General features: G+C 56.2%; 21 protein-coding genes. 7 read left to right on the forward strand and 14 right to left on the reverse strand.

Annotated elements, in window-relative coordinates; genetic code table 11:
- The first annotated feature begins 1 nt into the window (after nucleotide 1).
- Nucleotides 2-478, forward strand: a complete 477-nt coding sequence (locus HMPREF2975_RS02020) for a low molecular weight protein-tyrosine-phosphatase (protein WP_058237530.1) — start codon at nucleotides 2-4, stop codon at nucleotides 476-478.
- A complete protein-coding gene (locus HMPREF2975_RS02025; RefSeq protein WP_227469118.1) occupies nucleotides 462-1,361 on the forward strand; it encodes a hemagglutinin in 900 nt (299 codons plus the stop codon). Before HMPREF2975_RS02020 ends, HMPREF2975_RS02025 begins: the two co-directional genes overlap by 17 nt.
- Here the strand turns inward: HMPREF2975_RS02025 and HMPREF2975_RS02030 are convergent.
- Complete coding sequence (locus HMPREF2975_RS02030) at nucleotides 1,337-2,533, reverse strand: glycoside hydrolase 5 family protein (RefSeq protein WP_070725451.1); 1,197 nt, start codon at nucleotides 2,531-2,533, stop codon at nucleotides 1,337-1,339. The two genes, HMPREF2975_RS02025 and HMPREF2975_RS02030, sit on opposite strands and share 25 nt — an antisense overlap.
- 288 nt (nucleotides 2,534-2,821) lie before the next feature.
- On the opposite strand from HMPREF2975_RS02030, the gene HMPREF2975_RS02035 reads away from it, so the two are divergent.
- The 3 genes from HMPREF2975_RS02035 to HMPREF2975_RS02045 all read left to right on the forward strand — a co-directional run bounded on the left by HMPREF2975_RS02035 (nucleotide 2,822) and on the right by HMPREF2975_RS02045 (nucleotide 6,034).
- A complete protein-coding gene (locus tag HMPREF2975_RS02035) occupies nucleotides 2,822-4,129 on the forward strand; it encodes an ABC transporter substrate-binding protein (RefSeq protein ID WP_070725454.1) in 1,308 nt (435 codons plus the stop codon).
- A gap of 100 nt (nucleotides 4,130-4,229) precedes the next feature.
- Nucleotides 4,230-5,192: a carbohydrate ABC transporter permease gene (locus tag HMPREF2975_RS02040; RefSeq protein ID WP_070725457.1), complete on the forward strand. Its 963-nt coding sequence runs from the start codon at nucleotides 4,230-4,232 to the stop codon at nucleotides 5,190-5,192.
- Entirely contained in the window at nucleotides 5,189-6,034 is an 846-nt protein-coding gene (locus HMPREF2975_RS02045) for a carbohydrate ABC transporter permease (RefSeq protein WP_082628616.1), read from the forward strand. The genes HMPREF2975_RS02040 and HMPREF2975_RS02045 overlap by 4 nt, the downstream gene beginning before the upstream one ends.
- Nucleotides 6,035-6,220: 186 nt before the next feature.
- On the opposite strand, the gene HMPREF2975_RS02050 is transcribed toward HMPREF2975_RS02045, so the two are convergent.
- The 4 genes from HMPREF2975_RS02050 to HMPREF2975_RS02065 form a co-directional block, all read right to left on the reverse strand.
- Nucleotides 6,221-7,042, reverse strand: coding sequence for a carbohydrate ABC transporter permease (locus tag HMPREF2975_RS02050; protein WP_058237525.1), 822 nt, complete (start codon nucleotides 7,040-7,042; stop codon nucleotides 6,221-6,223).
- Complete coding sequence (locus HMPREF2975_RS02055) at nucleotides 7,039-7,944, reverse strand: carbohydrate ABC transporter permease (protein ID WP_058237524.1); 906 nt, start codon at nucleotides 7,942-7,944, stop codon at nucleotides 7,039-7,041. Before HMPREF2975_RS02055 ends, HMPREF2975_RS02050 begins: the two co-directional genes overlap by 4 nt.
- Nucleotides 7,945-8,029: 85 nt before the next feature.
- A complete protein-coding gene (locus HMPREF2975_RS02060) occupies nucleotides 8,030-9,316 on the reverse strand; it encodes an ABC transporter substrate-binding protein (RefSeq protein WP_074026222.1) in 1,287 nt (428 codons plus the stop codon).
- A 374-nt stretch (nucleotides 9,317-9,690) separates the two neighbouring features.
- The gene (locus HMPREF2975_RS02065; RefSeq protein ID WP_058237522.1) at nucleotides 9,691-11,826 is read right to left on the reverse strand and encodes an alpha-galactosidase; all 2,136 of its coding nucleotides are present in this window, start codon (nucleotides 11,824-11,826) and stop codon (nucleotides 9,691-9,693) included.
- A 129-nt stretch (nucleotides 11,827-11,955) separates the two neighbouring features.
- Between HMPREF2975_RS02065 and HMPREF2975_RS02070 the strand changes: the two genes are divergently transcribed.
- Complete coding sequence (locus HMPREF2975_RS02070; protein WP_227469120.1) at nucleotides 11,956-13,098, forward strand: ROK family protein; 1,143 nt, start codon at nucleotides 11,956-11,958, stop codon at nucleotides 13,096-13,098.
- Here the strand turns inward: HMPREF2975_RS02070 and HMPREF2975_RS02075 are convergent.
- From HMPREF2975_RS02075 to HMPREF2975_RS02110, 8 genes are all read right to left on the reverse strand, one after another.
- Complete coding sequence (locus HMPREF2975_RS02075; protein ID WP_070725459.1) at nucleotides 13,082-13,711, reverse strand: nucleoside/nucleotide kinase family protein; 630 nt, start codon at nucleotides 13,709-13,711, stop codon at nucleotides 13,082-13,084. The two genes, HMPREF2975_RS02070 and HMPREF2975_RS02075, sit on opposite strands and share 17 nt — an antisense overlap.
- The gene (locus tag HMPREF2975_RS02080; protein ID WP_058237520.1) at nucleotides 13,692-14,276 is read right to left on the reverse strand and encodes a phosphoribosyltransferase; all 585 of its coding nucleotides are present in this window, start codon (nucleotides 14,274-14,276) and stop codon (nucleotides 13,692-13,694) included. Before HMPREF2975_RS02080 ends, HMPREF2975_RS02075 begins: the two co-directional genes overlap by 20 nt.
- 11 nt (nucleotides 14,277-14,287) lie before the next feature.
- Complete coding sequence (locus HMPREF2975_RS02085; RefSeq protein WP_070725521.1) at nucleotides 14,288-15,418, reverse strand: 6-phosphofructokinase; 1,131 nt, start codon at nucleotides 15,416-15,418, stop codon at nucleotides 14,288-14,290.
- An 84-nt stretch (nucleotides 15,419-15,502) separates the two neighbouring features.
- Entirely contained in the window at nucleotides 15,503-16,027 is a 525-nt protein-coding gene (locus tag HMPREF2975_RS02090) for a SprT-like domain-containing protein (RefSeq protein ID WP_227469123.1), read from the reverse strand.
- A 9-nt stretch (nucleotides 16,028-16,036) separates the two neighbouring features.
- Nucleotides 16,037-17,389: a carbohydrate ABC transporter substrate-binding protein gene (locus HMPREF2975_RS02095; RefSeq protein ID WP_070725461.1), complete on the reverse strand. Its 1,353-nt coding sequence runs from the start codon at nucleotides 17,387-17,389 to the stop codon at nucleotides 16,037-16,039.
- 16 nt (nucleotides 17,390-17,405) lie between these two features.
- A complete protein-coding gene (locus tag HMPREF2975_RS02100; RefSeq protein ID WP_058237517.1) occupies nucleotides 17,406-17,585 on the reverse strand; it encodes a DUF6903 family protein in 180 nt (59 codons plus the stop codon).
- Nucleotides 17,582-18,520 (reverse strand): carbohydrate ABC transporter permease, encoded by a 939-nt coding sequence (locus tag HMPREF2975_RS02105; protein ID WP_227469124.1) that lies wholly within the window; start codon nucleotides 18,518-18,520, stop codon nucleotides 17,582-17,584. The genes HMPREF2975_RS02100 and HMPREF2975_RS02105 overlap by 4 nt, the downstream gene beginning before the upstream one ends.
- A 10-nt stretch (nucleotides 18,521-18,530) precedes the next feature.
- Nucleotides 18,531-19,457 (reverse strand): carbohydrate ABC transporter permease, encoded by a 927-nt coding sequence (locus HMPREF2975_RS02110; protein ID WP_083314351.1) that lies wholly within the window; start codon nucleotides 19,455-19,457, stop codon nucleotides 18,531-18,533.
- Nucleotides 19,458-19,698: 241 nt separating this feature from the next.
- Between HMPREF2975_RS02110 and HMPREF2975_RS02115 the strand changes: the two genes are divergently transcribed.
- Complete coding sequence (locus tag HMPREF2975_RS02115) at nucleotides 19,699-21,156, forward strand: alpha-L-fucosidase (protein ID WP_070725463.1); 1,458 nt, start codon at nucleotides 19,699-19,701, stop codon at nucleotides 21,154-21,156.
- On the opposite strand, the gene hrpA is transcribed toward HMPREF2975_RS02115, so the two are convergent.
- Nucleotides 21,146-25,498, reverse strand: coding sequence for an ATP-dependent RNA helicase HrpA (gene hrpA, locus HMPREF2975_RS02120; RefSeq protein ID WP_083314352.1), 4,353 nt, complete (start codon nucleotides 25,496-25,498; stop codon nucleotides 21,146-21,148). The genes HMPREF2975_RS02115 and hrpA overlap by 11 nt on opposite strands.
- Nucleotides 25,499-25,503 lie beyond the last annotated feature (5 nt).

Consider the following 25,503-nt stretch of genomic DNA (forward strand, 5'->3'; position numbering starts at 1 on the left):
CATGTCGTTTTCAGTAGTCATGGTATGTACCGGAAACATTTGTCGATCCACAATGGCCGAACAGCTCCTTCGTGAAGCTGTCGAGCACGCGGACCTTGATGTGCGAGTGGATTCGGCAGGGATCTCCGATGAGGAGGAAGGTAACCCGATCGATTATCGTGCCGAGCGTGTGCTGCGCGAAGCAGGATACGGCATCCCCACCCATCGGGCGCGCCAGCTGCTGCCCAGTGAACTGAGCCAGTGGGATTTGATCATCCCGATGACTCGCGGCCATGAACGGGCAATCGAGCGCATGGCTGCACGCACTGGAACGGATCCGGATGTCCACCTGATGCGCGAATTTGATCCGCAGGCAGATTCGGACCTGGATCTTCCTGACCCGTGGTATGGCGGGCATCAGGATTTCGTCGACACCCTCGAGGTTCTCGAACGCTCTATCCCGGGCGTGGTTGACTATATCCGTGAGCACAGGCAATAGGCACCACTCCGACAGCCAGTCGCCTCGGGCAGCGTTGACGTCGATCGGAATCATCATGCTCGCAGTCGCCGTGGTGATCGCGCTGGTCGTTCTTGTGACGACGACGCTGTCTAGCCGCAGTAAGAAGGACACGTTTGAACCGCCCGCGCACTCTGCGCCACCTTCGGGGCCTGTGACACCACCGCTGGATTTTTCGGGCTTCGACCCGTCGAACATCATCTCTGACGAGGAATTCTTCAATGACCGCGCACTGACGCAGGATCAGATCGAAGCGTTCATCACCCAGTGGAACGATGGCTGCAGACCCAACCCCGATGGCACGCCGTGCCTGAGTTCCTACCGTGAAGACACGGCCGACATCCCCGCCGACGAGTACTGCGATGGTTTTGCGGGCCAGGCGGGCGATACCCCGGCATCGATTGTCTCCAAAACTGCTCTCAGCTGCGGTATTAACCCGGAAGTGCTGCTGGTGATGCTTCAAAAGGAACAGGGATTGATCACTGCTTCGGGCGCGAAGTTGGTCCCGAGTCGTTACGCCTCCGCGATGGGATACGCATGCCCCGACCGGCAGACGTGCGACCCGCAGTATGCAGGTTTTGCCACGCAGGTTTTCCACGCTGCCAGGCAGTTCAGAATTTACGAGGGTGCCCCCGGCATGTACGACGTGATTCCTGGGCAGGTCAACACCATCCGATTCCACCCCGACGAGGCGTGCGGTGGCAGCGATGTGATGGTGGAGAATCAGGCCACAGCGAATCTGTATAACTACACGCCTTACCAGCCCAACGATGCCGCACTCGCCGGTCATCCCGGCGACCAGTGTTCAAGCTGGGGCAACGCGAACTTCTACGCGTACTATCACGCGTGGTTTACACGCAGCTGAGGCCACACGTGATCCCTGGTCCAGATGCGTTGGAAAGTGTCGAAGACGTCGCCCTGGGGGCCTGCCTCGTGACGCAATGCGGGGTCTGCTGGCACGTCTAGTACGGGACGCTCAGCTGAGTCAGCGCCAGCCGTGCCGATATTGTCACCGGAACGCACAGCGTGAGCAAATTCGGCTACTGCCCGCCCGACGGGCTTGACTTTACCGCCGCTGTCGATCAGGCCGAGTGAATACTCCAGTTCGGGGAAGTCAGCCAGTTTGCGGGACACATCATGGGAACACCACCAGGTGATGCCAGTCAACTCCGGCACGTCGATCACTCCGCGGATTGTTGCGGTAGCAAAGTCTGCAGCGTCCTCAGCCGTGACACATGTGATCGGAGCGCCCACCTCCTGAAGCCATACGCCGCGGTCAGGCACGTTGCAGTATCTGTTCCATGCGCAGGCCAGCTCGACCAGGTAGCGCGCGAATACCTCCAGTGCCGGATGCCGCTTGCCGTAACGCGGCCCGACGTGGGCAAAAACCCACGAATGAACGGTAGTCAGATCGCCGAACTGCGTTGCAAATGGTGGAATGAACGGATGAGTGGCATCGAACCAGAGGTCATCATCAAAGCAGTGCACGCATGCACAGCGTCGATCAACTGCCCCGAATATTTCAGTGAGCCAGCGACGCGCTCCGTCTGTATCGACCCTGCTGTGCTCGGGATGGCGTGCTGCGGCAAACTGAGGAAATTCGTTTCCAATGCATATGCCGGCCGTGCCGGGCTCGTCAGCCAACTGTGTGCTCAACTCATTGACGAGGGCGGCCTGTCCGCTGCGAATACGCTCGGACGTGAAGAGATCATCATGATGCCAGGTCAACGTCCACGAAGGAAGAAAATCAAAAGATGACAGGTGTCCCTGCAGGACATCGACCCATGTGCTCATTCCACGTTCGTGTGCCAACTGCACGAGGCGGCGCACGTCGTCGATTGCTGATTGGCGAATCAGTGTGCGATTGGGTTGGAGCAATGGCCACAGCGGGAAGATGCGGATGTGATCCATTCCTAAAGCGGCGATCGCATCGAGGTCGCGTGCTGTCTGATCGGCATCGAAGTCGAGCCATGAATGAAACCAGCCTGCCCGGGGCGTGTAATTTACGCCGAAGGCAATCGGTCGAATACTGCTCATGACAGCCTCTTTCTCGCGTGGAGTATGACAATGTGGGAATGGCGGTGTGCTCACCTGAAGAACAGGAGAACGAACCATCCTAGCTCTCACTTCAATTGCTGTTGTGCAGCAGGAACGGCCAGCGCCAGGTACCGAAGCCCTTGTGCTCTAGAGAAATTATATAGAAATCAGTGAGCCTGACGGAATGTACGGAAGATCTAATCTGATGTACCTGATACGTGCTACTAGTGTCATACTGGTTGCTGTGCGCAATGCACATGTCATCATATTTTCGAGGGAGAAACACAGATGAAGGCTTGGAATAAAGCCGGTCTTGCCATGCTGGCAGGTACGGCAATGCTGATGGGGTTGACGTCCTGCACTGGTGGTGGTCCGGTCACTACGACGAACAAATCCGGAGACGATGCGCTTCAGAGTGGACCGGTCGAAGGGGAGATCACTTTTCAGACATGGTCGCTGAAGAATGACCGATTCACACCGTATTTCGAAAAGCTCATTGCAGACTTCGAAAAAGAGAACCCAGGAACGAAGATCAAGTGGATGGATCAGCCCGGTGACGGCTACGAAGACAAGGTTCTTCAACAGGCAAACTCCGGTGAGTTACCCGACGTCATTAACCTTCCACCCCAGTATGCCTATCAGTTGGCCAAGGCTGGACAGTTGGAAGATTTAGCGAAGGCGGATCCTGAAGCCCTCAATGCTTATGTCGACGGCGTGACGAAAGCGTACACATTTGACGATGCAGGAGGCGGCTCATACGGATATGGGTGGTACCTGGGAACCGACGTGAACTGGTGGAATACCGCCATGCTTGAAAAAGCAGGTGTTGATGTCAGCACGTTGCCTGAAACACTCGATGACATGCTTGACATGGCGATCGACGCGGCGAAGAAGACCAACGGTGAAGTGAAAGTAGTTTCCGATCTGCCTGCCTTGGCGACGCTCGCCTCGGAGGGTGTTGAGATTATGAAAGATGGGAAGTTCACGTTTGCTACTGATCGGGCTAGGGAGATTGTCGAAAAATACGCCGAAGCATTTAAGGCGGGAGCCATGCCGGCTGAAGCACTGTCCGGTGAGTGGGTAGGCAACTCTGCTTCCTACAAGGAAGGCAAAGTCGCCTGGACAACCGGTTCAGGAGGATTTGCGTCGGAGCTGGAAAAAGAAGCTCCCTCCATCCTTGAAGCTACGAAGACAACGCCACGTTTCGGTATTCCACCTCTGTTCAGCCAGGCACTGTCCGTGTCAGCCAACTCGAAAGCCAAGCCGCTGGCACTGAAATTCGCGCAATACGTGACCAGCAATGAGAACCAGGTTGAGTTCTTGAAGATCGCCCAAGGCTTCTTCCCTGGCACGAAAGAAGGCAACGAGAATCCGGAGTCCTTTACCTCTGTGATTGAGAACCCGCTGCAAAAGGAAGCCACCGAGATGGCGACTGTATCTATTTCCGGCAAGACCCAACCTGAGCAATTCCAGCTCACTGAGAAGATCAGTAACTACTACAACCAGCAGATCGCTCTGGCTGTTCGTGGTGACATATCTGCCGAGGAAGCACTGAAGAAAGCAGAGGATAACGCCAACGCTGAGCTCAACAACTGATCGATGAGGTCTTTTCCGAATGTTCCGGCCAGAAAGCCCGCCGCGCTTTTGGGCCGGAACTTCGGTCTGCTAATCACGTTAATCAAAAAGGTGGCTCTCTATGCGCACGCATAAGTGGTACACGCCGTACATTCTTTTGGCCCCAGCTGTTATCTGGGTTCTGGTCTTCTCACTGTTGCCCTTCCTCAATACTGTCATCCTGTCTTTTACGAACGCCAAGCCCCTACAGCCAGCAACGTTCGTGGCATTCGATCAATACAGGCGCCTCCTGAACGATGAGATCTTTCACTTCGCCATCGGTAACGTCCTTGTCTATGCCTTGGTCTGCGTTCCGCTGCTGACATTCCTGCCTTTGCTTCTGGCCATGTTGGTTCACAGAAACATTCCGGGAATAGGCTTTTTTCGCACAACCTTCTATTTCCCCGTCATTGCGTCTGCTGTTGTGGTGGCAATTATCTGGGCATGGCTCTTCGAATCTCGCGGAATCGTGAACGCCACACTTGATGCTCTCGGGCTCAGTACCGTCGACTTCTTGATTCACCGATGGTGGATCATCTTCGTCGCCATCACTCTGACGGTGTGGAAGGGGCTGGGATATTACATGGTGATCTATCTGGTTGCACTGTCGAATGTCAATCCGGATCTATACGAAGCTGCAGAGATCGATGGTGCAGGAGCGTGGCGCAAATTCTGGTCTGTCACGGTGCCCGGTGTTCGCGGCGCAATGCTCCTGATATCCGCCCTTATTACAGTGTCGGCGATGCGAGTTTTCACGGAGATTTATACGATTGTTGGCTCCGGAGGCGGCCCCGGCGGTGAAGCACAAACCATGGTGGGACATATCAAACAGACCGGTTCGGGGCTGGCAGGGAACCTCGGCTATGCATCGGCATTGTCTGTGATCTTGTTCCTGCTCACCATTGTGCCGTTGGTAATGGTTGGGTGGATGAATCAGGGACAGGAGATCCGCGAAGCGATCAGAATCCACAGGCTCTCGCGAAAAGTGCGCCGTTCCATTGAACGCGGCGATAAGAGGTCCGAAAAAGAGAAGGTGTCACAATGACATCAAAGAAAACGCGCCAGATCTCAGGACTGACGATTCGCTATATCCTCCTGATCGTCATCTTCGTCATTTCTGTTTTCCCGTTTCTGTGGCAGCTTACGACGTCTCTCAAGGGGAAGAATGAAGATCTGTATTCGTTCCCTCCCAGTCTGATTCCGCATGACTTCACTCTGAGCAACTACGGAGAAGTCATGCGCACCATTCCCGTGTTTTCATACGCGTGGCACTCTTTGATCGTTGCGGTGTCGGTCGTTGTCCTGAACTGCTTTTTCTCGTTGCTCGCAGGGTATGCGTTGGCGTGCATGAAGTTCAAAGGCAAGGCGGTTGTCATGGCAATCATTTTGTCCACCTTGCTGCTGCCTGGCGAAGTAACATTTACCAGTCAGTATTTGACGGTGAAAGCGCTGGGGGCGGCCAATTCACTTGTTGGAGTAATCCTGCCCGGAGCGATCGGTGCGATCAACGTTTTGTTGATGGCCACGGCCTGTCGAGCTATTCCACAGGATATTCTGGATGCTGCTGCCATCGACGGTGCTACAACAGTCCAGCGCATACGCCACATTGTGTGGCCCAATGCCCGAGGCATGACAGCGGTCGTTGCCCTGATGAGCTTTATTGGCGCCTGGGATGATTTTCTGTGGCCACTCGTGGTGTTGTCAGACCCGGAAAAGTACACCCTCACAGTTGGAATGCAGTACCTGGCCTCGAACCAGACGCTGGGATCTGATCCGAGGGTCGTGGCTGCCGGAACGATTATCGCCCTCCTGCCAATTATCGTCCTGTTTGCAGCGACTCAGAAGTCCTTCTTCCGCGGAGTGGAAGTTGGCGGAGTGAAAGGTTAGGAACACGCTCATAGCGTGATGAGTTGCCCAGACAGCAAGTCGCCCTCGCTCATGACGAACGAGGGCGACCAGCGTGACGACGAATCGTGTTATTCGTCGTCCCTGTTCGAACTCATCAGCGTGTTGACCGAGAGCTATCTTTGAAGGTCGTGAAGTTATCTGATAAGCCGAAGAAACGATTGGAATTCACTTCACTGCACCGGCCACCATTCCCTTGATGAAATACTGTTGTAGTACCGCGTAAGCGATGACGACAGGAATAACTGAAATGAGAGCTGCTGCGGCAGCCGGCCCCAAATCTGCTCCAGAACTTGCGAAGAACGCAGAGATTGCGGGAGCAATTGTTCGTACAGACGGATCGCGCAAGAGGTAAACGCTTAAAGCGTACTCGTTCCACACATTAACCGACACCAAGATTATGACAGTTGCAGTGACTGGCTTCAGCATGGGGAAAACAACTCGAACTAGAGTAGAGATGAGTCCTGCACCGTCCATCATTGCCGCTTCTTCAATTGAGATCGGAAGGCCACGGATGAAAGATGAGTATAGGAAGATTGCGAGAGGCATCTGTGTTGTCACCATGACGAGAATCGCGCCCCAATAGGTATTTGTCCCTCCAATTTGAGTCAAGAATGAGTACAGAGGAACAAGAATCGATAGTGGCGGGATCATAATTAGGCCGATAATTGCACTCAAGATCAGCTTGTTGAACGTAGTCTGTCGTCTAGCAAGTGGATACGCTGCTAGAGCTCCAATTAGGCAAATCAGTACTGTCGAAACGAATGTGACAATAAAGCTCGAAAAAATAGCCTCTAATATGCGGCCTCGCTCGATAGCTACACGAAAATTCTCGAAGTATAGCATCGAAGGAGGCATCCATTGAGAAGACATATCTGTCTTAGGCTTGAATGCCGTGGTGAAAGCAATATAGAGCGGCACCATCTGAATGATGCACATCAGGCAAAGCGCTAGGAACGCGAGAACGTTAGACCACCGTTTCTTCATCATGCACCTTCCACTTGATGTTTGTTGAACCAAGAATTAAGAACGAAAGTGAATGCTGCGATCGTTATGAAGAGCACAATTCCCATAGCAGAGGCGTAGCCTGCAGTCTGACTGTCAAAGTAAGTCTTAGAAATAAGCGTCGAGATTGAATGCGTCGAGTATCCAGGACCACCGCCGGTCAGAACTTGAATAACGTCAAACAACTTGAGACCACCAATTAGGTTAAGGACGATCGAAGTAGCAAAAGCAGGCTGAAGAAGAGGCATGGTGATTGAGCGGAAACGAGTCCAACCCACAGCGCCGTCGACTGCCGCAGCCTCAAGATACATCTGAGGGATCGACTGTAGACCGGCCAGATAGATGACCATTGATATGCCAACGAATTGAATTGAGTTAACAAGAACAATGATGACAATCGCTAAGTGAGGGTTCGACAGCCATGCAACTCTATCGAGTCCGAAAGCGATCATGATGTCATTGAGACCGCCGTAGTTATAGGCGAACAGCAGATAGTACATTGTGCCCATCACTACAGGTGAGATTAAGACTGGTAGGTAGACGATAGCCCGCATTACAGTTCGGCCACGGAATTTCCTGTCGAGAGCAAGTGCTAGTGATAGTCCCAAAATTTGTTGTATCAGCGTCGATCCGAAACCGTAGATCAGTGTATTGATCAGTGCACTTAGGAAGATCTCGTCTGTAAAGAGCCTAAGGTAGTTCTTTGCCCCAACATTGTTATATCCAGCACTGTACCCATTCCAGTCGGTGAAAGATAAAGCAAAACCGTTGATTAAGGGGTAAATAGTGAATACGAGAAACAAAAGAACCGCTGGAACGTAAAGAAGGTTGACTCGACGTTTCGAGAAGACGCTCGGAACATTTGAAGTCTGTTTCTTATGTTTCAACTCATCCTCCTCTTTGAGATCGATAAGTAATGAAAGAATTGGCCGGTGTATTAGTCGAAGTGACTAATACACCGGCAATCGGAACTTAGTTCTGACCGTAGAGCGTCTTGAATTGCGACTCCATTTGTTTGACAGCTGACGGTACATCACCTTGGAGAGAGATGATGGAATCAGCAGTCGAAACCATGGTGTCCCACATGCCGTTCGGCAGATAAACACGATCGAAATACGGTTCGAGAGGGATCTTGTTCGGCTCTACGAAGGTCTCGTAGCTTTCCTGTAGCGGGCCGAGATCTGACTTGGCGTTCGTCAGACCAGGAATGCCGCCAATCGCCGATGCGAGCTTTGCAGCATTCTCCGGTTCTGCGATGAAAGCGAGGTAGTCAAGTGCCTGATCCTTGTGCGGCGATGTCTTGGAAACGCCATATGCGTAGGCTTCACCACCGAGGAGGTACTTTGAACCGTTGTCATTTGGCACCGGCATATATCCGAGATGGGCCTCAGGATTGTATGTAAGTGCAGTTCCAACAACGTTGTTCTGAACGAACACGAACGCTGTCTCACCTTGTCCGAGAGCTCGAGCAATGTCGTCCATCGGTGCTGATGAATAGTCTGGATTGAAATAGCCAGCGTCAGCCCACTTCTTTATGTGCTCGAGCAGCACTGTATAGGGCTCTGAGGGGAATTCCCCGCTCTTGAGTGCTTCGCGGTTTTCTTCACTGTAAAATCCAGACGCCATGAAGTCTGCAATATTGCCTGCGAAGTAGTCATCTTTTCCGGATGCTGAAATCGGGATTACACCCAGATCCTTAATTGCAGCGAGAGCCGCGTCGAACTGCTCCCATGTTTCGATTGACTTAGGATCAATTCCTGCCTTATCCAGGACATCCTTATTGTAGACAATGCCCGCAACGTCGGTATTTGCCGGCAGCGCATAGAAATGTCCCTCTGAATCGCGCATGGCGTCATCAAGTGCTGGATTGAAATTGGCTGCCCAAGGCTGATCGTCAAGTGGTACGAGGAAATCGCTATATCTCTGCAGAGACCAGCCGTGGGTCGACCAGATGTCTGGTGGATCATTGCTCGCTAGCCGTACCTTAAGGTCAGCCTCATAGCTACTCGTCGTTGGCACGAGCTCAATTGATACGCCTTCGTGAGAAGCCTCGTACTCGTCGGTGATCTCCTGTAAGACTTCGAGAATGGGAACGTTCAGGCCGAGATTCGTTTGGAATTCAATTGTCCCCTCAGGCGTTGCGCCTGTCGAACCACTTTCGGAGCTTTGCCCTCCACCGCCATTTCCTCCACCGGTACACGCTGTAAGCGCAAGGCAAGTGCCTAATGTAGAAGCTAATAGTAGACTTCGATGTCTCATTGTATTTCCTTTGTTAAGCATTCTCGAATTATCAATCCAAGAACATGATGATTTTTTCGGTAGATCGACCGTGCCCTGAGAACGTTAGGTGCAGAGATTCCCACTCTTTGAGTTAGACGCCTTTAATTCTTCAGGGAAGAATATTGATCCAAGGTTTAAGAAGTTTCGATTCTTTTATGTTCATCCTTTCTTGGTTAGGAAACGCCTCGAGAGATTAGTTGGCAGAACGTACGAGAATGGTATTTTGATCTGCTGCATCGTAGAGAATTTCCAGGCAGGTCTAAGATGCTTGCTTCTTCATTCCAATCACGAATCGAAAGCCGCAAGGAATCGTAATCGAGACATTCGGTTTTGGTACGCATTTAAAGTGGCTTCTACTGAGCGCTCTGAACTCTGAGTAGAACCGTCTGCATAGGGTTCAAATCGGGGAAGCGAATGCCAGCGTGAGTAAGAACTGCGCCGGGTAACATTAATCCTCGTTCCCACCACGGCACTGACCCGTGGCCATCTCCAATAGCTGAGCCGATGCCTTCAGGCAGGAGTTCTCGCAATGCGTAGGTCACGTCTTCGACAAGGCCAGGCAAGCGCAGCGGAGGTGTGGGCCGCTGCGCTGAAGTCCGTACTCGGGTTAAAGCAAAGACTGCGTCAGCGCCGTCCTGAGCAACTACGCCGTGAACCCAGTAGCCTGAGTCAGGATGATCGGCATGGACAACCCGACCCGAATGCAGTAATGGTCGAAGCTGCTTGTGCAACGTCACCCACTTTGCTAGCTCCTCAAGTTCGGTCGGGTCGGCGTTCGGTAGATCCCATTCAATTCCCATGTGAGAGAACATGGCGTTCGATGCGCGCAGAGGCAGATTGAGCGTTCGACCGGTTTGGTGCGAAACGGTCGATGCAACATGTGAGCCAACCAATTCTGGCGGCAATAGTAAGGAAGTGCCGGCCTCGATTTGCAAGCGTTCGATTGGATCCGTGCAGTCTGATCCCCAAATCCGAACGGTGTGTTCCAATACACCTAGATCTATACGTCCGCCGCCTCCTGCACAGGATTCAATTTCGAGCGTGGGATGGATCTTGGTCAACTCGTCCATCAAGCGGTAGGTAGCCAGTGTCCGTTCATGGTAAGCGGGTTTGCCGGTGCGAGGTGAAACAGCCTCGTAGACGTCACGGTTAAAGTCCCACTTAATGTAGTCGATCGTTGTTGAATCGAGTACGGCAAGTATCTGTGACTTTACATATTCGTAAGCTTCCGGATTTGTCAGATCGATGACCTGCTGCTGGCGGGCTTCTCTTGGCTGGTGAGTGCGCGGCGAAAGGATCCAGTCCGGATGAGCACGTGCTACGTCGGAGTCAGGGCTGATCATTTCAGGCTCGAACCACAGTCCGAATTGCATGCCAGCATCGTGGACCGCGTCTGCCAGCGGTGCCAAACCGTCAGGCCACACCTCCTCGGAAACGGTCCAGTCACCGAGGCTGGTCGTGTCATCGCGCCTGCCGGAAAACCACCCGTCGTCGAGGACGAAACGTTCAGCTCCAACTTTTGCTGCTTCTGCGACCAATTCAAGTAGGTGTGGCAAGTTTTGATTGAAGTACACGGCTTCCCACGCGTTGAGCGTAACAGGGCGCGGCGTAGTCGGGTGTGCGGAGCGGTCTCGGACAAATTTATGGAAACGAGATGCTGCTTGATCGAGGCCTTCACCCCAGGTGCCGAAGAGCCAAGGAGTAGTGTAACTTTCCCCATGTGCCAAGCTAACTTCGCCTGGGTAAAGTAACTCGCCCCCCATGAGTCCTTGATAACCTTGCGTATCGCGCTCAGCGATCGTCCGTGTGTTTCCGGACCATGCGACGTGGATATAGTGGACGAGTCCGCGTTGCCAAGAAGTGGCTTTCTGGCACGTCCCGTGAATGCTGGAAACTGTGTGCGCTCGTGCCACACGAATCTCGCGCTGATGTGAACCGATAGTGAATTCGTGTATGTCGGTATCACGCTCGCGCAAGTGATGGCCACTTTGATCGATAACATACGTTTCCGTAGCCGGAGTGGGGAGTGCAAGAAGTAGAGAGTCTAGGTTATAACCGTCCTCGCCAGCATTCGTTAGAATCGCACGCGTTCGGAGTAGGCCTTCATCGGTAATTTCGAGTTCGATACTCAAATCGATGTTTGCCTCGTCATCGTGTGCATAGGCGATCATTGACGAAGGTGTTTGGTCAATCGTGTGGGTCACAAAAGAAGAAAATTGGGATAGCCCGTTTCGTGATCCAACCAAGCCGGGTGTTCCGAGCCAGCCGTCACTTTGTTGCGGAATTAAAGAAAAGAGTGGTGGAGTGTCGGCCATTCCTGACACGACAGCAGAGTACTGAGAGTCAGAGAAGTCGGCAGCGCTCTCGCTGGAGAGAGCGGGTAGGGTAGCTCCCCAGTAAAGGACTTGAGGAAGTGCCTTGTCTGATGTGCGAATAAAGACTGATGTTCCCCCGTTGATGAGGTGAAGTGTTGACGGTAGGTGCGTCACGTGAATCCCTCCATCGAGTTAGTGTGAAGTTGGGCGGCATCGCCCACTAACTTTCGATGTGAAAAATAGTAGCGTGAATGTACAGTGAATACAAGACAATGACGCATATATTTCGAGGAGACTGTCACAGTGGCTCGTTTATTCGACGACTCATCACTGGCAACCGCTGCGCATATCCTGACGAAAGGCCCTGTTGCGCGAGCCGACATTGCACGCAGCCTTGAGCTGTCGCCGGCAACGCTGACGCGGCTGGTGCGCCCCCTCGTCTCGCGTTCACTGGTGCACGAAACCTCGTCGGGTATGTCACCTACCGGTATGGGTCGGCCCACCCAACTCCTTGAAGTTCCTGCCGATAAGCAGACCTTTGTCGGAATCAACCTGACTGGTTCCGACATTCACGTTGTGCACACCAATACCCATGCCGAGATCCTGGATGCTCTGACTCAGCCGATTCCCTCGACCGATGTGTCCGAGTGTGCTGCTGAAATTCGCCACCTGATCAACACTGTGGCCCCCGGCGCAACTGCAGCAGCGATTTCGCTGGGCGGGCAGGTGGACGGAACGGTTGTGCGGTCCAGCCGTTTCCTCGGATGGGACAATATTGACCTGGCCCGTGAGCTCGACCTGGCAATTCCACTGACAGTCATCAACGACGTGTCAGGCCTGACGATGCTGGAACTGTGGTTCGGTCTGGGTCGGGAATGCGAGGACTTCCTCATCGTCACGGTTGGCGCCGGAATCGGACACGGTATGGTGCACGGCCTGCGAGCTGTGCGTTCGCCGCTGCGGGGCCTGGGTATGACGGCTCATATCCCCTTGGCCGGAGCGCATGGAGTATGTCAGTACGGTCATATCGGGTGCGCCAACGGCGCCTTGACGGTTCCCGCAGTGATATCTCGGGCGCGCTCGGGTCGCGCCATTGTCGACGATGACGGCCGCCCCGCCTCGGCTGACGAACTCATCGCTTTGGCTCAAGACGGTGACCAGGCCAGCCAGCGTGCCATCAGGGAATTTGCCACGAACCTTGCGGTCTATGTGCAGACAGTGGCATCAGCCGCCCTCGTGCGTGATGTTGTTCTGGACGGGGAAGGTGTGTGCCTGCTGGAGACACCGTGGGCGGACAATTTCCAGCGTGAACTGACGTCATTTTCCCGGCCCGATGACCCGCACATCCGCGTCCATCAGCGCTCCGGCAGTTTTGACCGTTGGGCGCAGGGCGCTGCCACCGCAGCGATCGTGCAGTGGCTGGTTGACTCTACGCTCGCACAGTAAAATCTGCGCGGCCCGCAGCCGCACACACCAGGTCAATATTGTCGCTGTCCACCGTTCGCACCCAGTGCGCCGCCTCGTCGGTACGCCGTCCGTGCTGCTTATGCCGCTCCACCAGGCGTCGCACCAGCTCGGTGCGATCAGTGTCGATGAAAACAAGCTCATCGAGCAGGCCGCGAACGTCACGCCATCTCGGCAGATCCACGCCCAGATAGTTCCCCTCCGTCAACGCGATCCCCCGAGGGGCAATTGCGACGCTCGCAGCAATCGGCTCATGCATGTCGCGGCGATATTCGGGGGCGAAAACGGTTCCTTCGGCACGCCGAACACGGCGCAGGATTTCACAATACCCATCAACATCAAAGGTGTCGGGAGCGCCCTTGCGGTCAGCCCGACCCAACGCGTGCAGCACTGCATTCGACAGGTGGAAACCATCCATCGGAACAATTCCCGCGACCTCGATGCCGCGCTCATCCAACCCTCGTGCCACCAGGGCACACACCGTGGACTTACCAGTGCCGGGCGGGCCGGTTATTCCCAGCAGGCGCAGGCGGGGGTGAGCGGCGATGCGGTCAACGATCTGGCGAGCAACTGATTCAGACGCGCTTGGTGTCATTGTCCTGACTGCGCTGGATCACCGGCAATGTTGACCAGGGGAAATTGATCCACTTATCAGTCTCACGCCACATGTAGTCCGGTTCGATCACGGAGCGAGGCTTCTTATAGATCACCGCGCTGCGGGCCTCTGCCTTGACAGTGGTATGACCATCCAGTGACAGACCGTGAGCGTTGATCATGTCCATCACCATCTTCAGGGTGCTGCCGGAATCGGCAACATCGTCGACCACCAGGACGCGTTTGCCGTCCATCGCCGAAACATCCATCAAGGGGGGCAACAATTGCGGTTCAGTCAGAGTCTGACCCACCCCGGTGTAGAACTCGACATTCATCGTGCCCATCGCCTTGACGCCGATGGCGTAGGAAATCGCACCGGCGGGCAGCAGTCCTCCGCGTGCAATCGCGACAATCAGCTCCGGCATCCAGCCTGAATCCACAATGCTCTGGGTGAGTGCGCGCGAGGCGTCACCGAACCCCTGCCACGTGAGGGTTTCGCGATCTGGCTGCAGGTCAGCTGGTCGTCCGTCGGTAGTGGTGGCTCCGTCATCGAAAGGAAGTGTCACGAATAATCCTTCTAGTCGCCCATTCCGGTTCCGACGTGGCGTGCAGCAGTGATCCACGGGTGATCCAGAGGAACAGTCTTGAGCGTGCCGGCCACGTCCTTCAACGGCACCGGCACAGCCGCCTGTCCCTGTGCTGCCACGGTGATGCCGTATTTTTTCTTGGCCACGAGATCTGCGCCAGCCCCGCCGAGCAACGTGCCAAGCATGCGGTCTTCAGCATTCGGCGTGCCGCCGCGCTGCACGTAACCCAGCACCGTCACGCGGGACTCCAGGCCGGTGGCCGCTTCAAGTTCTTCGGCCAGTTTGAATGCGTTGCCGCGATGCGCCAGTTCCAGGGACTGCTTATGCATCTTGGCTGCCGACTTTGCTTCCGGGCTGTCTGCAGCAGACAGCAGTGCTTCAGCAGCTTCGAGGTCAGCGGTGTCCTGAGTGTCACGGGCGCCCTCGGCAATTGCGACGACCGAGAACGAATGCCCGGCCTCGGCACGTTTGCGAATCGATGCGGCGATGGAGTCAATGGAATAGGCGATTTCGGGGATCAGGATGATGTCGGCGCCGCCGGCGATGCCGGCTCCCAGTGCCAGCCACCCTGCTTTGTGACCCATAATTTCCACCACGATGATGCGGTGGTGGGAGTGAGCCGTTGAATGCAGACGATCAATCGCGTCGGTCGCGATACCCAGTGCAGTGGAGAATCCGAAACTTGTGTCGGTGTGCGCGATGTCGTTGTCAATGGTCTTGGGCAGGTGAATGACATTCAGACCTGCTTTGGCCAGCCGGTTCGCATTCTTCGCAGTTCCGCCACCGCCGATGAACACGACACAGTCCAGTTTGTTCTTCTCGCAGTTCGCCAGGATCGTGTCCGTCATGTCAACGGTTTTGCCATTGACGTTCATCTTGTGCGGCTTGTCGCGCGAAGTTCCAAGGATCGTGCCGCCGACGGTCAGGATCCCGGAGAGGAAGCGTGAATCGATGGGAATGGTGCGGTTTTCCGCCATGCCGCGGATGCCGTCGCGGAAGCCGATCAGTTCCATTCCGTAATGCCCGATGGCCGCTTTGCCGAACCCGCGGATTGCTGCGTTAAGCCCAGGGCTGTCGCCCCCTGCGGTAAGGATTCCCACGCGCTGTAATTTCTTCGCCATGATCCGCTTCCTTCCTGTGCGCCGATCGGCAGTGATTCCCATGGTAGTGGACGATGTTGCGCCAGGAGTAATGACGAGGATGATTTAACGTCGTGAAGATCGGCGTGTCAGTGAGCGCAGTTCGCGCAGGTAGCGCCCCGGTGGGGTACGAGGGTGGCCGAGGTGTTCCCACTGCCAGATCAAGGCGACATCAAAGTGTGGTGAACATGACGCGCATGATGACACGCGCCTGGGTACGGAATATAAATACCTGCGTGCTCCGCAGCGCGGACAGGTTCCGATCCACGGCGCCTCAGGAGCAGGTAAGGCCGCAGACAAGCGCGCCTCGGGTCGCGCCCCCAGGTTGCGAGCCGCCTTCTTCCACACATCGTCGTGATGGTGGCTGGCGCCTGCCAGAGCGTGAGCCACTTCGTGAGCGATGACGTCTCGAATTTCATCTGGGGGATACAGTGTCATCAACGGCCGAGAAAACGACAGGGTATGCGCCGTGTGGTTGCACTGTCCAGCACGACGGCGTGCATGGTCGAACTGAACGGTCCAACCATGCACGCCGTGCGAAGTGAGCAGGGTTTGTGCTTCTTTAAGCACCCAGCTCAGATCATCAGTCACCTGGACAGGTTACTTCTGATCTTTGGGCATCGCCTCATTCAGAGCGTTCGAATCGTCGTTGAGCTTTTTCTGCCACTCGTCAACGGTCTTCTTGCCCGAGGCAATTGAGTCGATCGTTGAGTACAGGTCATCCTTGATACTGACACCTTCAACGCTTGCATTCTGGCTGAAGGAGGTGCCGGGAATAATCTTGACGCCTTCCTGGTCGAAAGCACCATACAACTCAGCGAGTTCTGGTTCGAGCTTGTCGGTAATGCCCTTGATGGGCTGAGCTTGACCAATCTTGGCGAAGATTTCGGCAGCCTTGTCGGAGTACATGAATGCCATGAAACGCTTAGCTTCTTCAGGGTTCTTTGCCTGAGTTGGCGTCCACAGTGCGTCCATCAGTACCGTCAGGTAGCGCTCGTCGGGAGTAAAACCGGGAGCGGGTGAGAGCGCCCACTTGAAGTTTTCAGTCTTCGGGGCGTCCTTCATTTCGTTGCGGATCCAAGTTCCGTTGGGCATGAACACTGCATCACCATTGAGAACCGTCTGCTGATTCTTCTTTGAGTCCTGCACGTTTGCGTATCCCAGTGTGTCCGGGTGCAGGTAATCGGGGCTGACGATCTTGCCGATCGTGTCGAGGACTTTGCGGGCCTCGTCCGACTTCCACACGTCCTTCTTATAGAACATCACGTCCTGGAAGAGCTGTTCGCCGCCAGCGTCTGCGAGCAAGGCACCCACGAGCGAATCGAAGTAGCCTGAGGTTGCGTAGGTGAAGACCGAGATACCTTTTTCCTTGGACTTCTTGCCTAGTTCGAACATTTCATCCCATGTTTGCGGAACTTCCCAGCCGTTCTCTTCCAGCAGGGTCTTGTTGTAGACCAATCCGGCAGGTGAGTAGAACGTCGGCAGCAGGAAGGTACGATCGTCGCCATTTGGGTTCGTGTAGGGTCCGATGATGCCGTCGATCAGCTTTTCGCCAACGGTGACTTCCTCGCCGGGAATTTGCATCGACAGGACATCGGTGACATCGGCAATTGCGTTGTCACCGAGCATGGTTTCAACGAGCCCGGCCTTTGCATTCAGGCCACGCTGGACCAAGTCCGGGTACCTGCCCGCTTTCATGCCAGGCATGATTTCGTCTTCGATTTCCGTTGACGTCACAAGGTTGACTTCCACGTCAGGGAACAGTTCCTTGTAGGCTGCCACGACCTCCTGGTAGGGTTCAGGGCCGTTTCCGCCATCGAAGAACGCCAGGTTCAACGTCGATTTGCCGTCTGATGCGCTTTGAGATCCGCCGGCGCCGCATGCGCCTAGCGTTGCCGTCAACGCAAGGCAGGTTCCCGCGCACAACAAAGTGCGTTTGGTGTGATGTTTCACGATTACCTCTTTCTAGTTAGCGGTATTGATGGTTGTAGAAAGCGAGCATGCCGAGGACGCCAGCCAGTCCGATTAGCTGGATGCCGAGGCTACCCCAGCTGGTTGTACGTTGACCGATGACGACCAGTGCAACGAAGAATATGAAGATCAAAGCGGCACCGATCATGCCGATAATTCGTAGTGCGCGGTCGCTCATCCCTTGATACCTCCAGCATTGGTGACGTTGAGTAGACGCTTTTGAACCAGTGAATAGAAAATGATCACTGGAACGATCACGATGACCATGCCTGCGTACAGGCGGCCGTAATTGGTGGCTGCCCGTTGCGTTGCCATCAGGTTGAGCAGACCGACCTGGACGGTGCGGCTGGATGAATCGGTCATCAGCGTCATTGAAATGATGTAGTCATTCCAGAAGCTCAGGAAGTTGAAGAGCATTGCCATGGATATGGCTGGTGTCGCCATGGGGAAGAAAATGCGAACCATGACGGTGAACTGGTTGGCGCCATCAAGCAAGGCAGCTTCTTCGTAATCTTCAGGGATGCGCGCGAAGAAGTCCTGGAGCAGGAACACTGTGAAGGGCAGTGAAGTTGAGGCGTACACAATGGCAAGTACCACGAGGTTGTTAATGAACAGGCCGTTGGGGAACCACTGGTATACCGATGAGTCGAATCCGACCAGCATCAGGAAGATTGGGACGATAATATAGTTCACGTTAATGAACAGTCCGCCTTGGATGGCCATCTGCAAGATCCTGCGGCCAGGGAAGTCGAATCGTGCCAGTACGTAAGCGCAAGGCAGCGCGATAGCGACAACTAGCACCATTGCCAGAGCAGTGACGAACAGAGAATTCAAGAAAAAGTCGCCGATTCTGGCGTCGGTGAAGGCGTCGACGTAGTTCTGTAGGTAAAGGCTGCGAGGTAGGGACCACGGGTTTCCGTAAAACTCGTCTCTCTGCTTGAAGGAGGCAAGGAAAACCCAGATCGTCGGGATGATGATCGTCAGGGAAACCAAGACGAGAATGACTTGGTTGAAGATGCGATGCGGAGTCCACCTGTCGGCAACACTTCCTGAGGCTTTGCGCATCTTCTTGACAGAAGGCTTCTTTGGAGAAACTGAAACTGTTGGTGTCATTTTTCTTCCCTCACAGCTCAATTGGTTCGCGTTTGGTCGCGCGGCTGACGATCAATGACAAGATGAAGCTAAACAGGAAGATCACTACTCCGATCGCCATGCCGTAACCGTATGAGGAGTTTGTATAGGCCTGGTCGTACATGTATCCCAGAATGACTTGGGATGCGTTATCTGGACCGCCGTCAGTCATTGCCTTAACAAGGACGAAACTCAGATTGACCGACCCTAGGATGAAGAAAATCAATGTCGTTCGGATGTTGCTCCAGATCAGTGGCACCGTCACGCTCACCAGGGTGCGGATCTGGCCGGCTCCGTCCAATGATGCTGCCTCGTACAGGCTCTTATCGATGCCAGTCATGGACGCCATATACATCACCATGTAGTAGCCAAAGGACTGCCATACCATTGCGAATGCGATTGAGAAAATGACGATCTTGTGGTCGCCGAGCCAGACTTGCTTAAGCCAGTCAAGACGCAGGATGTGCAAGGTACCGTTTACTAGGCCAGTATCAGCCTGGTCGTAAATGACGGAGAACATTGCTGCGATGACAACTGCCGATAGAATCGACGGAATATACATCACGAAGCGGAGCAGATTTGCTCCGAGAATCTTCGTTTGAATCAGCATTGCAGCAAAGATCACGGCAACGGGCATCGTGATACATGTCACGACAACAAGTAGTAGAAGGGTGTTTTGTAGCGAGTGGACGAAATTCATGTCACCCAACAAAATCTTGAAGTTGTTCAGCCCAACGAATTCGGGAACACCAGAAAAACCGCTCCATTTGTAGAGTGACATTCTGAAAATGTTGATCGTCGGAACGACGATGAAGACAGTGAACAGGATGGCCGTCGGGAGTGCGCACGCAATACCGAAGATGCTTCGATTGCGCTGAAGCTCGGCTGACCTGCGCTTTCGCCTATTTGTCGTTGACATAGTTGATCCTCTTTGAGTTGAAAGAAAGGATGTGAGGGTGCTCCGCCAAATAGCGTGACAACATCGGCATCCTCAATTCGTCAGAATCCAAGTCTCCGGGTCATTGACATTTACTGTCAGCTGGCCGGAAAAGAACCTCATAACAATCTACATCAGAAAGGGTGCCAAACTATCACAAGTTAGTGAGTGTTATGTAACATTTAATCGCTGCTGTCAGATACAAAGAAAAGGACTTTCCATCATGCATGCGGGTGACGCACTGAATTATCTGTCCAATGTTCGACCATCATTCCGTCAGCTCCGCTGGCAGGAGATGGAAATGTACGCCTTCATCCACTTCGGCATGAACACGATGACAGACCGCGAATGGGGCGAGGGGCACGAAGATCCTGCACTCTTCACCCCCGGCAACGTTGACACCGATCAGTGGATGCGCGCCCTCAAGGACGCCGGAATGACAGGCGTGATCCTCACCTGCAAACACCACGACGGTTTCTGCCTATGGCCCAGCGCCTACACTGACCACAGCGTCGCCTCCAGCCCCTACCAGGGTGACATCGTCGCACAAGCCAGCGAATCAGCCCGCCGCTTCGGCCTCAAATTCGGCGTCTACCTGTCCCCGTGGGATCGCACCGAAGCCACCTACGGGCAAGGCGTCGCCTACGACGACTTCTTCATCAACCAGCTCACCGAGCTGCTCACCAACTACGGCCCGATCTTCTCCGTCTGGTTCGACGGCGCCAACGGTGAAGGAGAGAACGGCAAGGTCCAGTACTACGACTGGGAACGATATTTCACCCTGATCCGCGCCCTGCAGCCCGAAGCAGTCATCAACATCTGCGGACCCGATGTGCGCTGGTGCGGGAACGAGGCCGGCGTTGCCAGGCCGGCAGAATGGAGCGTCCTTCCAGCAGAACTCCAGTCCGCCGAACGCACACAGGAACACTCTCAAAAAGCAGATGACGGCACATTCTCACGCGAAGTGAAATCCACCGACGAGGACCTCGGATCGCGAGCCGCCCTCGCCAATTACGACGGGCCGCTCGTGTGGTACCCGGCCGAAGTGGACACGTCGATCCGAACCGGATGGTTCCACCACGCCGCCGAAGATGAGCACGTGCGCACCCCTGATGAACTGTTCGCCATCTGGCGCGGCAGCGTCGGCGGGAACTGCTCGCTGCTGCTCAACGTGCCACCCACCCGCAAGGGCGTCCTGGCCCAACCCGACATCGATTCGTTGAAGGGGCTGGGAGATTTGGTGCGCGACTTCTACGCGCGCCGCATCAGCACCGTCACCGTGGACGCGTCCACGTCAACCGTGCCTGACACGCTCACCGCCCAGGCGGGCACCCCGTTCGATGACTCGTACGACCCCCTCATTCCCGCCCTGCTGACCGCCCCGTACTGGCAGCCGGACGAGGGAGACTCAGCGCCCACGCTGACCATCAGCTTCGACCGGTCCACGACTGTTAGCGCCGTCATTATCCGTGAAGCCATCGCTGAAGGCCAGCGCATCGATCGAGTCTCGGTGCGTGGAACCCGGCCAGATGGCTCCATCGTCGATCTAGGCGGCGCGAACTCAGTGGGCTACCAGCGCATCATTTCGTTCGATCCGGTCGAACTGGCCAGCATCACAGTGTCGGTCGAGCAGTCACGCGGATCAGTGCGCCTGGCGCACGTATGGCCAGTCAGTGCCTGAGCAGGGAGTAGATCCTCTTGGCTGAAACTTTCCGCGGAGTGCCCAGCTGCTGAGCGAACAGTGAGACGCGCAGCTCTTCGAGCAACCAGCGCGCCTCGCTGATCGTGCGCGCCCGCTTCGCATTGAACGGATGCTCATCCAATGCGTGTTGCGCCTGCTCAATGGCGTCTTCAACATCACCGATCACGTGCGCATTCTGCGCGTCCTGATCGAGCATGGGTCGCCCTCGCGCCGCACGGTCAAGGCGCACGGCACCGGCACGCACATACCTGGCCAGGTGAGGCAGAACCTCAAACGGTGTGGCTGAAATGAAACCGGGGAAGACCAGCGCCTCAGTCGTATCACGCACCTCCTGGCGAACTTCATTCAGTGACGCGTGCTGATGAGTACGCACACTGTCCGCCACCTCGCTGGAAGCCTCAAGCGTGCGGATCACATGCTGAAGGATCTCGTAAACACGGTCTTCATGCCGGTCGCGGGCCTGCGCAACCAGGCTGTCGAAACGGGTGCGGCTGCGGATCGCTGCCGGCCCGTCATCACCGGAAAGCTGGTCCACCAGGCTCAACGCGGAGGCCCACTGCGCGTCAGAAACCAGCGCCTGCGTCGACTCATACGGGGAGGCAGCCAGCATCATTGCCTGCCGGCCACTCCACCGGGTCGTTACCCGCGCAGTCGCCAGCTGAACTTCGCGCACCAATAGCCTCGCCACCCCCACGCGGTGCAGACGGTTCGCCTCATCGGGATTCGCCACGATCTGCAGACGCACCTCATCTTTGTCAGAAACAAGCGCCGGGAAACCGCGCAATGCCACCTGCGTCGCATCTGGCTCCACCGACCAGGGCACATCGTCGGGAAACTCCGTGACAGGTTCCGGTGTCAGCGCAGGCGAGGGTGCAGCCGCCCGTGCAAACGCTTCGGCCACAGCCCCGCGAACAGCGGTGCGCACGGCATCGTCGGCTGTGCGTGCCAACGTGCGCTGCAGGTACGTCAATGACGGACCCGAACCCAGCTCACGACCATCCTGATCCACTACTCGCAGCGTCATCACAACATGGGAGGGAACATTCTCACGCGCATGAGCCAGATCCTTTGCACCCAGGTCAACGCCACGAATCTGACGCACCGCATCAGCGAACACCTCCTCAAAAGGCGGACGCCTGGCGGGATCGGGATCAATGCCGGCCGAGCGCTTCACGACCGGGGCATGGTCTGGCTCTGGCTGCAACTGCGCAGATGCCGTCCTGTTGCGCCTGACTGATCCGCTGGTCGCCCCCCACTCGGCCAGGCGATCCATCGCGGCGTTCAGGGAACGAGGATCCTCAGGCTCGTCCACTTCAACGCTCACGACTTCATCGTCCCCGCCGATGCGTGAACGAATCCATTGAGCCACATCCACTCCCACTTCCGGAGCCGGAGCCAGCAGACGCCGTTTCGCTTTAGGCAGTGCACGGATCGTCTCAATCACCAGTTCGTCCAGCAACCCAGGCACCAGCCAGTCCATGCCGCGTCCCGTCACGCGCGGAAGCTCTTCTACACGAATCGTCGCCGTCACGCCGTCACGGGCGGCACCGGGGTGAAACTCGTAGGACAGGGGAAACTCCAGGTCGCCCTCGTTCCACGTGTCAGGAAATGCGTCGGCATCCGTTCCCGAGCCGCGCGGCAACAGCAGCTGTGGCGGGTACGTCAGCAGGTCAGGCTTCGAGCGGCGCTTTTTGGCCCACCACCGGTCAAAGTGGCGGGCAGAGATGATGCCCTCAGGCAGCAGGTCGTCAAAGAAATTGACGAGGGAGTCTTCGCCTGCAACGAGTCCGCTCGTGCGTGAACGCTGCTCCACCTCATGAGCCTGCTCCAGCAGGTCACGATTCTGTGCCATGAAACGGTGGTGCTCACGCCATTCGCCACGCACCAGCGCATGGCGGATAAACATTTCGCGCGCCAACTGGCGTGCAGTCAGCGGCTCAACCTCTTCCACGCTGACGGGGGAGTCCTCCTCAACGGTCGTTTCTCCCAGGGCGTCCGACAGTGCGTCAGCGAACACGCTTGGCCCCTCATGGCCGCGCAGACCCTGCGCAATACCAGCCAGTGTTCCCGGACGCGCTACTCGGGAACGGCGTGGGCCACCCTCGTCCATCGTGATGTCGAGCCTGCCGAGCAGGACCGTACGGTCAGCTTCCAGCGTCAACCCGTACAGCATGGTTTTCTGGTGGATCATCGCAGCGCCCTTGCCTGATGACCAGTATGGTTCGGAATAGACGCGGGTGAGCAGAGGGCCGGCCAGAGGCTCGATCCACTCGGGTTTGATGCGCGCCACCGTGCGGGCGAACAGGCGCGAAGTTTCGACCAGCTCCGCCGTCATCACCCATTCGGGGTGGCTGCGGGTCAGGCCGGAGCCGGGCCAGATGGTGAATCGTGTGCCGCGAGTGCCCGCATACTCCTTCTTCGCCGGATCCCAGTTGCCCAGGTTTGACAGTAAGCCAACCAGAAGCGAGCGGTGGATTTCGTCAGCATCAGGTGAGGACGTTGAACGCGTGTAGGCAACGGCTGCGCGCGCAGCGGCGTTTGCGATTCCGCCACTGTTGGCAGCAAACGCCACTTCTTTCGGGCTGGGAATGCCGATGCGGTGAGTATCCAGGCCGAGGGGGCGCGCCATGTCCCGCAACTGCCCGACCACGTCACGCCATTCACGAAAACGCAGATAGTGCAGAAACTCTGCGCGGCACATGCGGCGGAAAGCGGAGCCGGACAGGTCACGTGACTGCACGTTGAGGTAGCGCCAGATGTTCAGGTAGGTGATGAAATCTGAATGCGGATCCACGAAGCGCGCATGCGCCTGGTCGGCAGCCTGCTGAAAGTCCAGAGGGCGCTCGCGGACATCCTGGATCGACAGGGCCGCCACGATGACAAGGACATCGGAGCCGCATCCGTTACGGTCACCTTCAATGAGAATGCGGCCCAGCCGCGGATCGATCGGCAAATGCGCCAGGGAGCGGCCGATCGCCGTCAGCCCGTGGTCAGCGGTCAGTGCCCCGATTTCCACCAGAAGCTGCAGGCCATCCCGAACGGCACGCTGCGCGGGAGGGTCGATGAACGGGAAGCGCTGCACGTCACCCAACCCCAGTGACACCATCTGCAAGATGACGCTGGCAAGTGAGGTACGCAGAATCTCCGGCTCGGTGTACTCGGGGCGCGCGTCGAAGTCATCCTCGGAATACAGCCTGATCGCCACGCCGTTGGCGACGCGACCACAGCGTCCTGCCCGCTGGTTCGCTGAAGCCTGCGAGATCGGTTCGATGGGCAGGCGCTGCACCTTCGTGCGGTTCGAGTAGCGGGAAATGCGCGCCAGACCCGGGTCGATGACGTATCGGATCCCCGGCACAGTCAGTGACGTTTCGGCAACGTTCGTGGCCAGGACAATTCTGCGACGCGAATGACGTTCAAAGATTCGGTGCTGTTCGGCCGATGTGAGCCGCGCATACAGCGGCAGGATGTCAATGTCAGAAATGCTTCCTAGATGGTCAGCCAGCGCCTGCTGCGTGTCACGAATGTCGCGCTCACCGGGCAGGAACACCAAAATGTCGCCGGGGCCTTCCGTACGCAGCTCGTCGACAGCGCGGCAGATACCTTCATCCTGGTCGATGTGGTCACCCTCGTCGTCAAAAAGCGGTTCGTAGCGTATGTCGACCGGGTAGGTACGTCCGGTCACCTCGATGACAGGTGCGGGGTCCTCCGGTGTACCGAAGTGACGGGCAAAGCGCTGCGAATCGATCGTGGCGGAGGTGATGATGACCTTCAGATCAGGGCGCGCAGGAAGCAGGCGGGAGAGGTACCCCAGGATGAAATCGATGTTGAGGGAACGCTCATGAGCTTCGTCGATAATCAGAGTGTCGTAACGGCGCAGCAGTGGATCCGACTGGATCTCAGCCAGCAAAATGCCGTCCGTCATGAGTTTCACCAGCGTCGTCGGGCCGACCTCGTCAGTGAAACGAACCTGGTAGCCCACAACCTGGCCGGCTTCGCGCCCCACTTTCTGCCCCAGTTCGTGGGCGATACGTTCAGCAACAGTGTGTGCGGCGAGGCGTCGGGGCTGAGTGTGTCCGATCATGCCGGTCACACCGCGCCCCAGCTGCAGACAGATCTTCGGGAGCTGGGTCGTCTTGCCTGAGCCGGTTTCCCCGGCCACCACGACAACCTGGTGATCCCGAATCGCAGCGGCGATCTCGTCGCGCCTGTCGCTTACCGGCAAATCCGGGTATGTGATCACCGGAATGGCGGCGACGCGCTGCGCAAGCTGTTCAGGTGTGAACGGCTTGAACGCTGAATGTTTACGTGGTCGTCGGGGCACCGGCC

Origin of the sequence: Actinomyces sp. HMSC065F12 (assembly GCF_001814535.1) — a bacterium.
Classification (GTDB): domain Bacteria; phylum Actinomycetota; class Actinomycetes; order Actinomycetales; family Actinomycetaceae; genus Pauljensenia; species Pauljensenia radingae_A.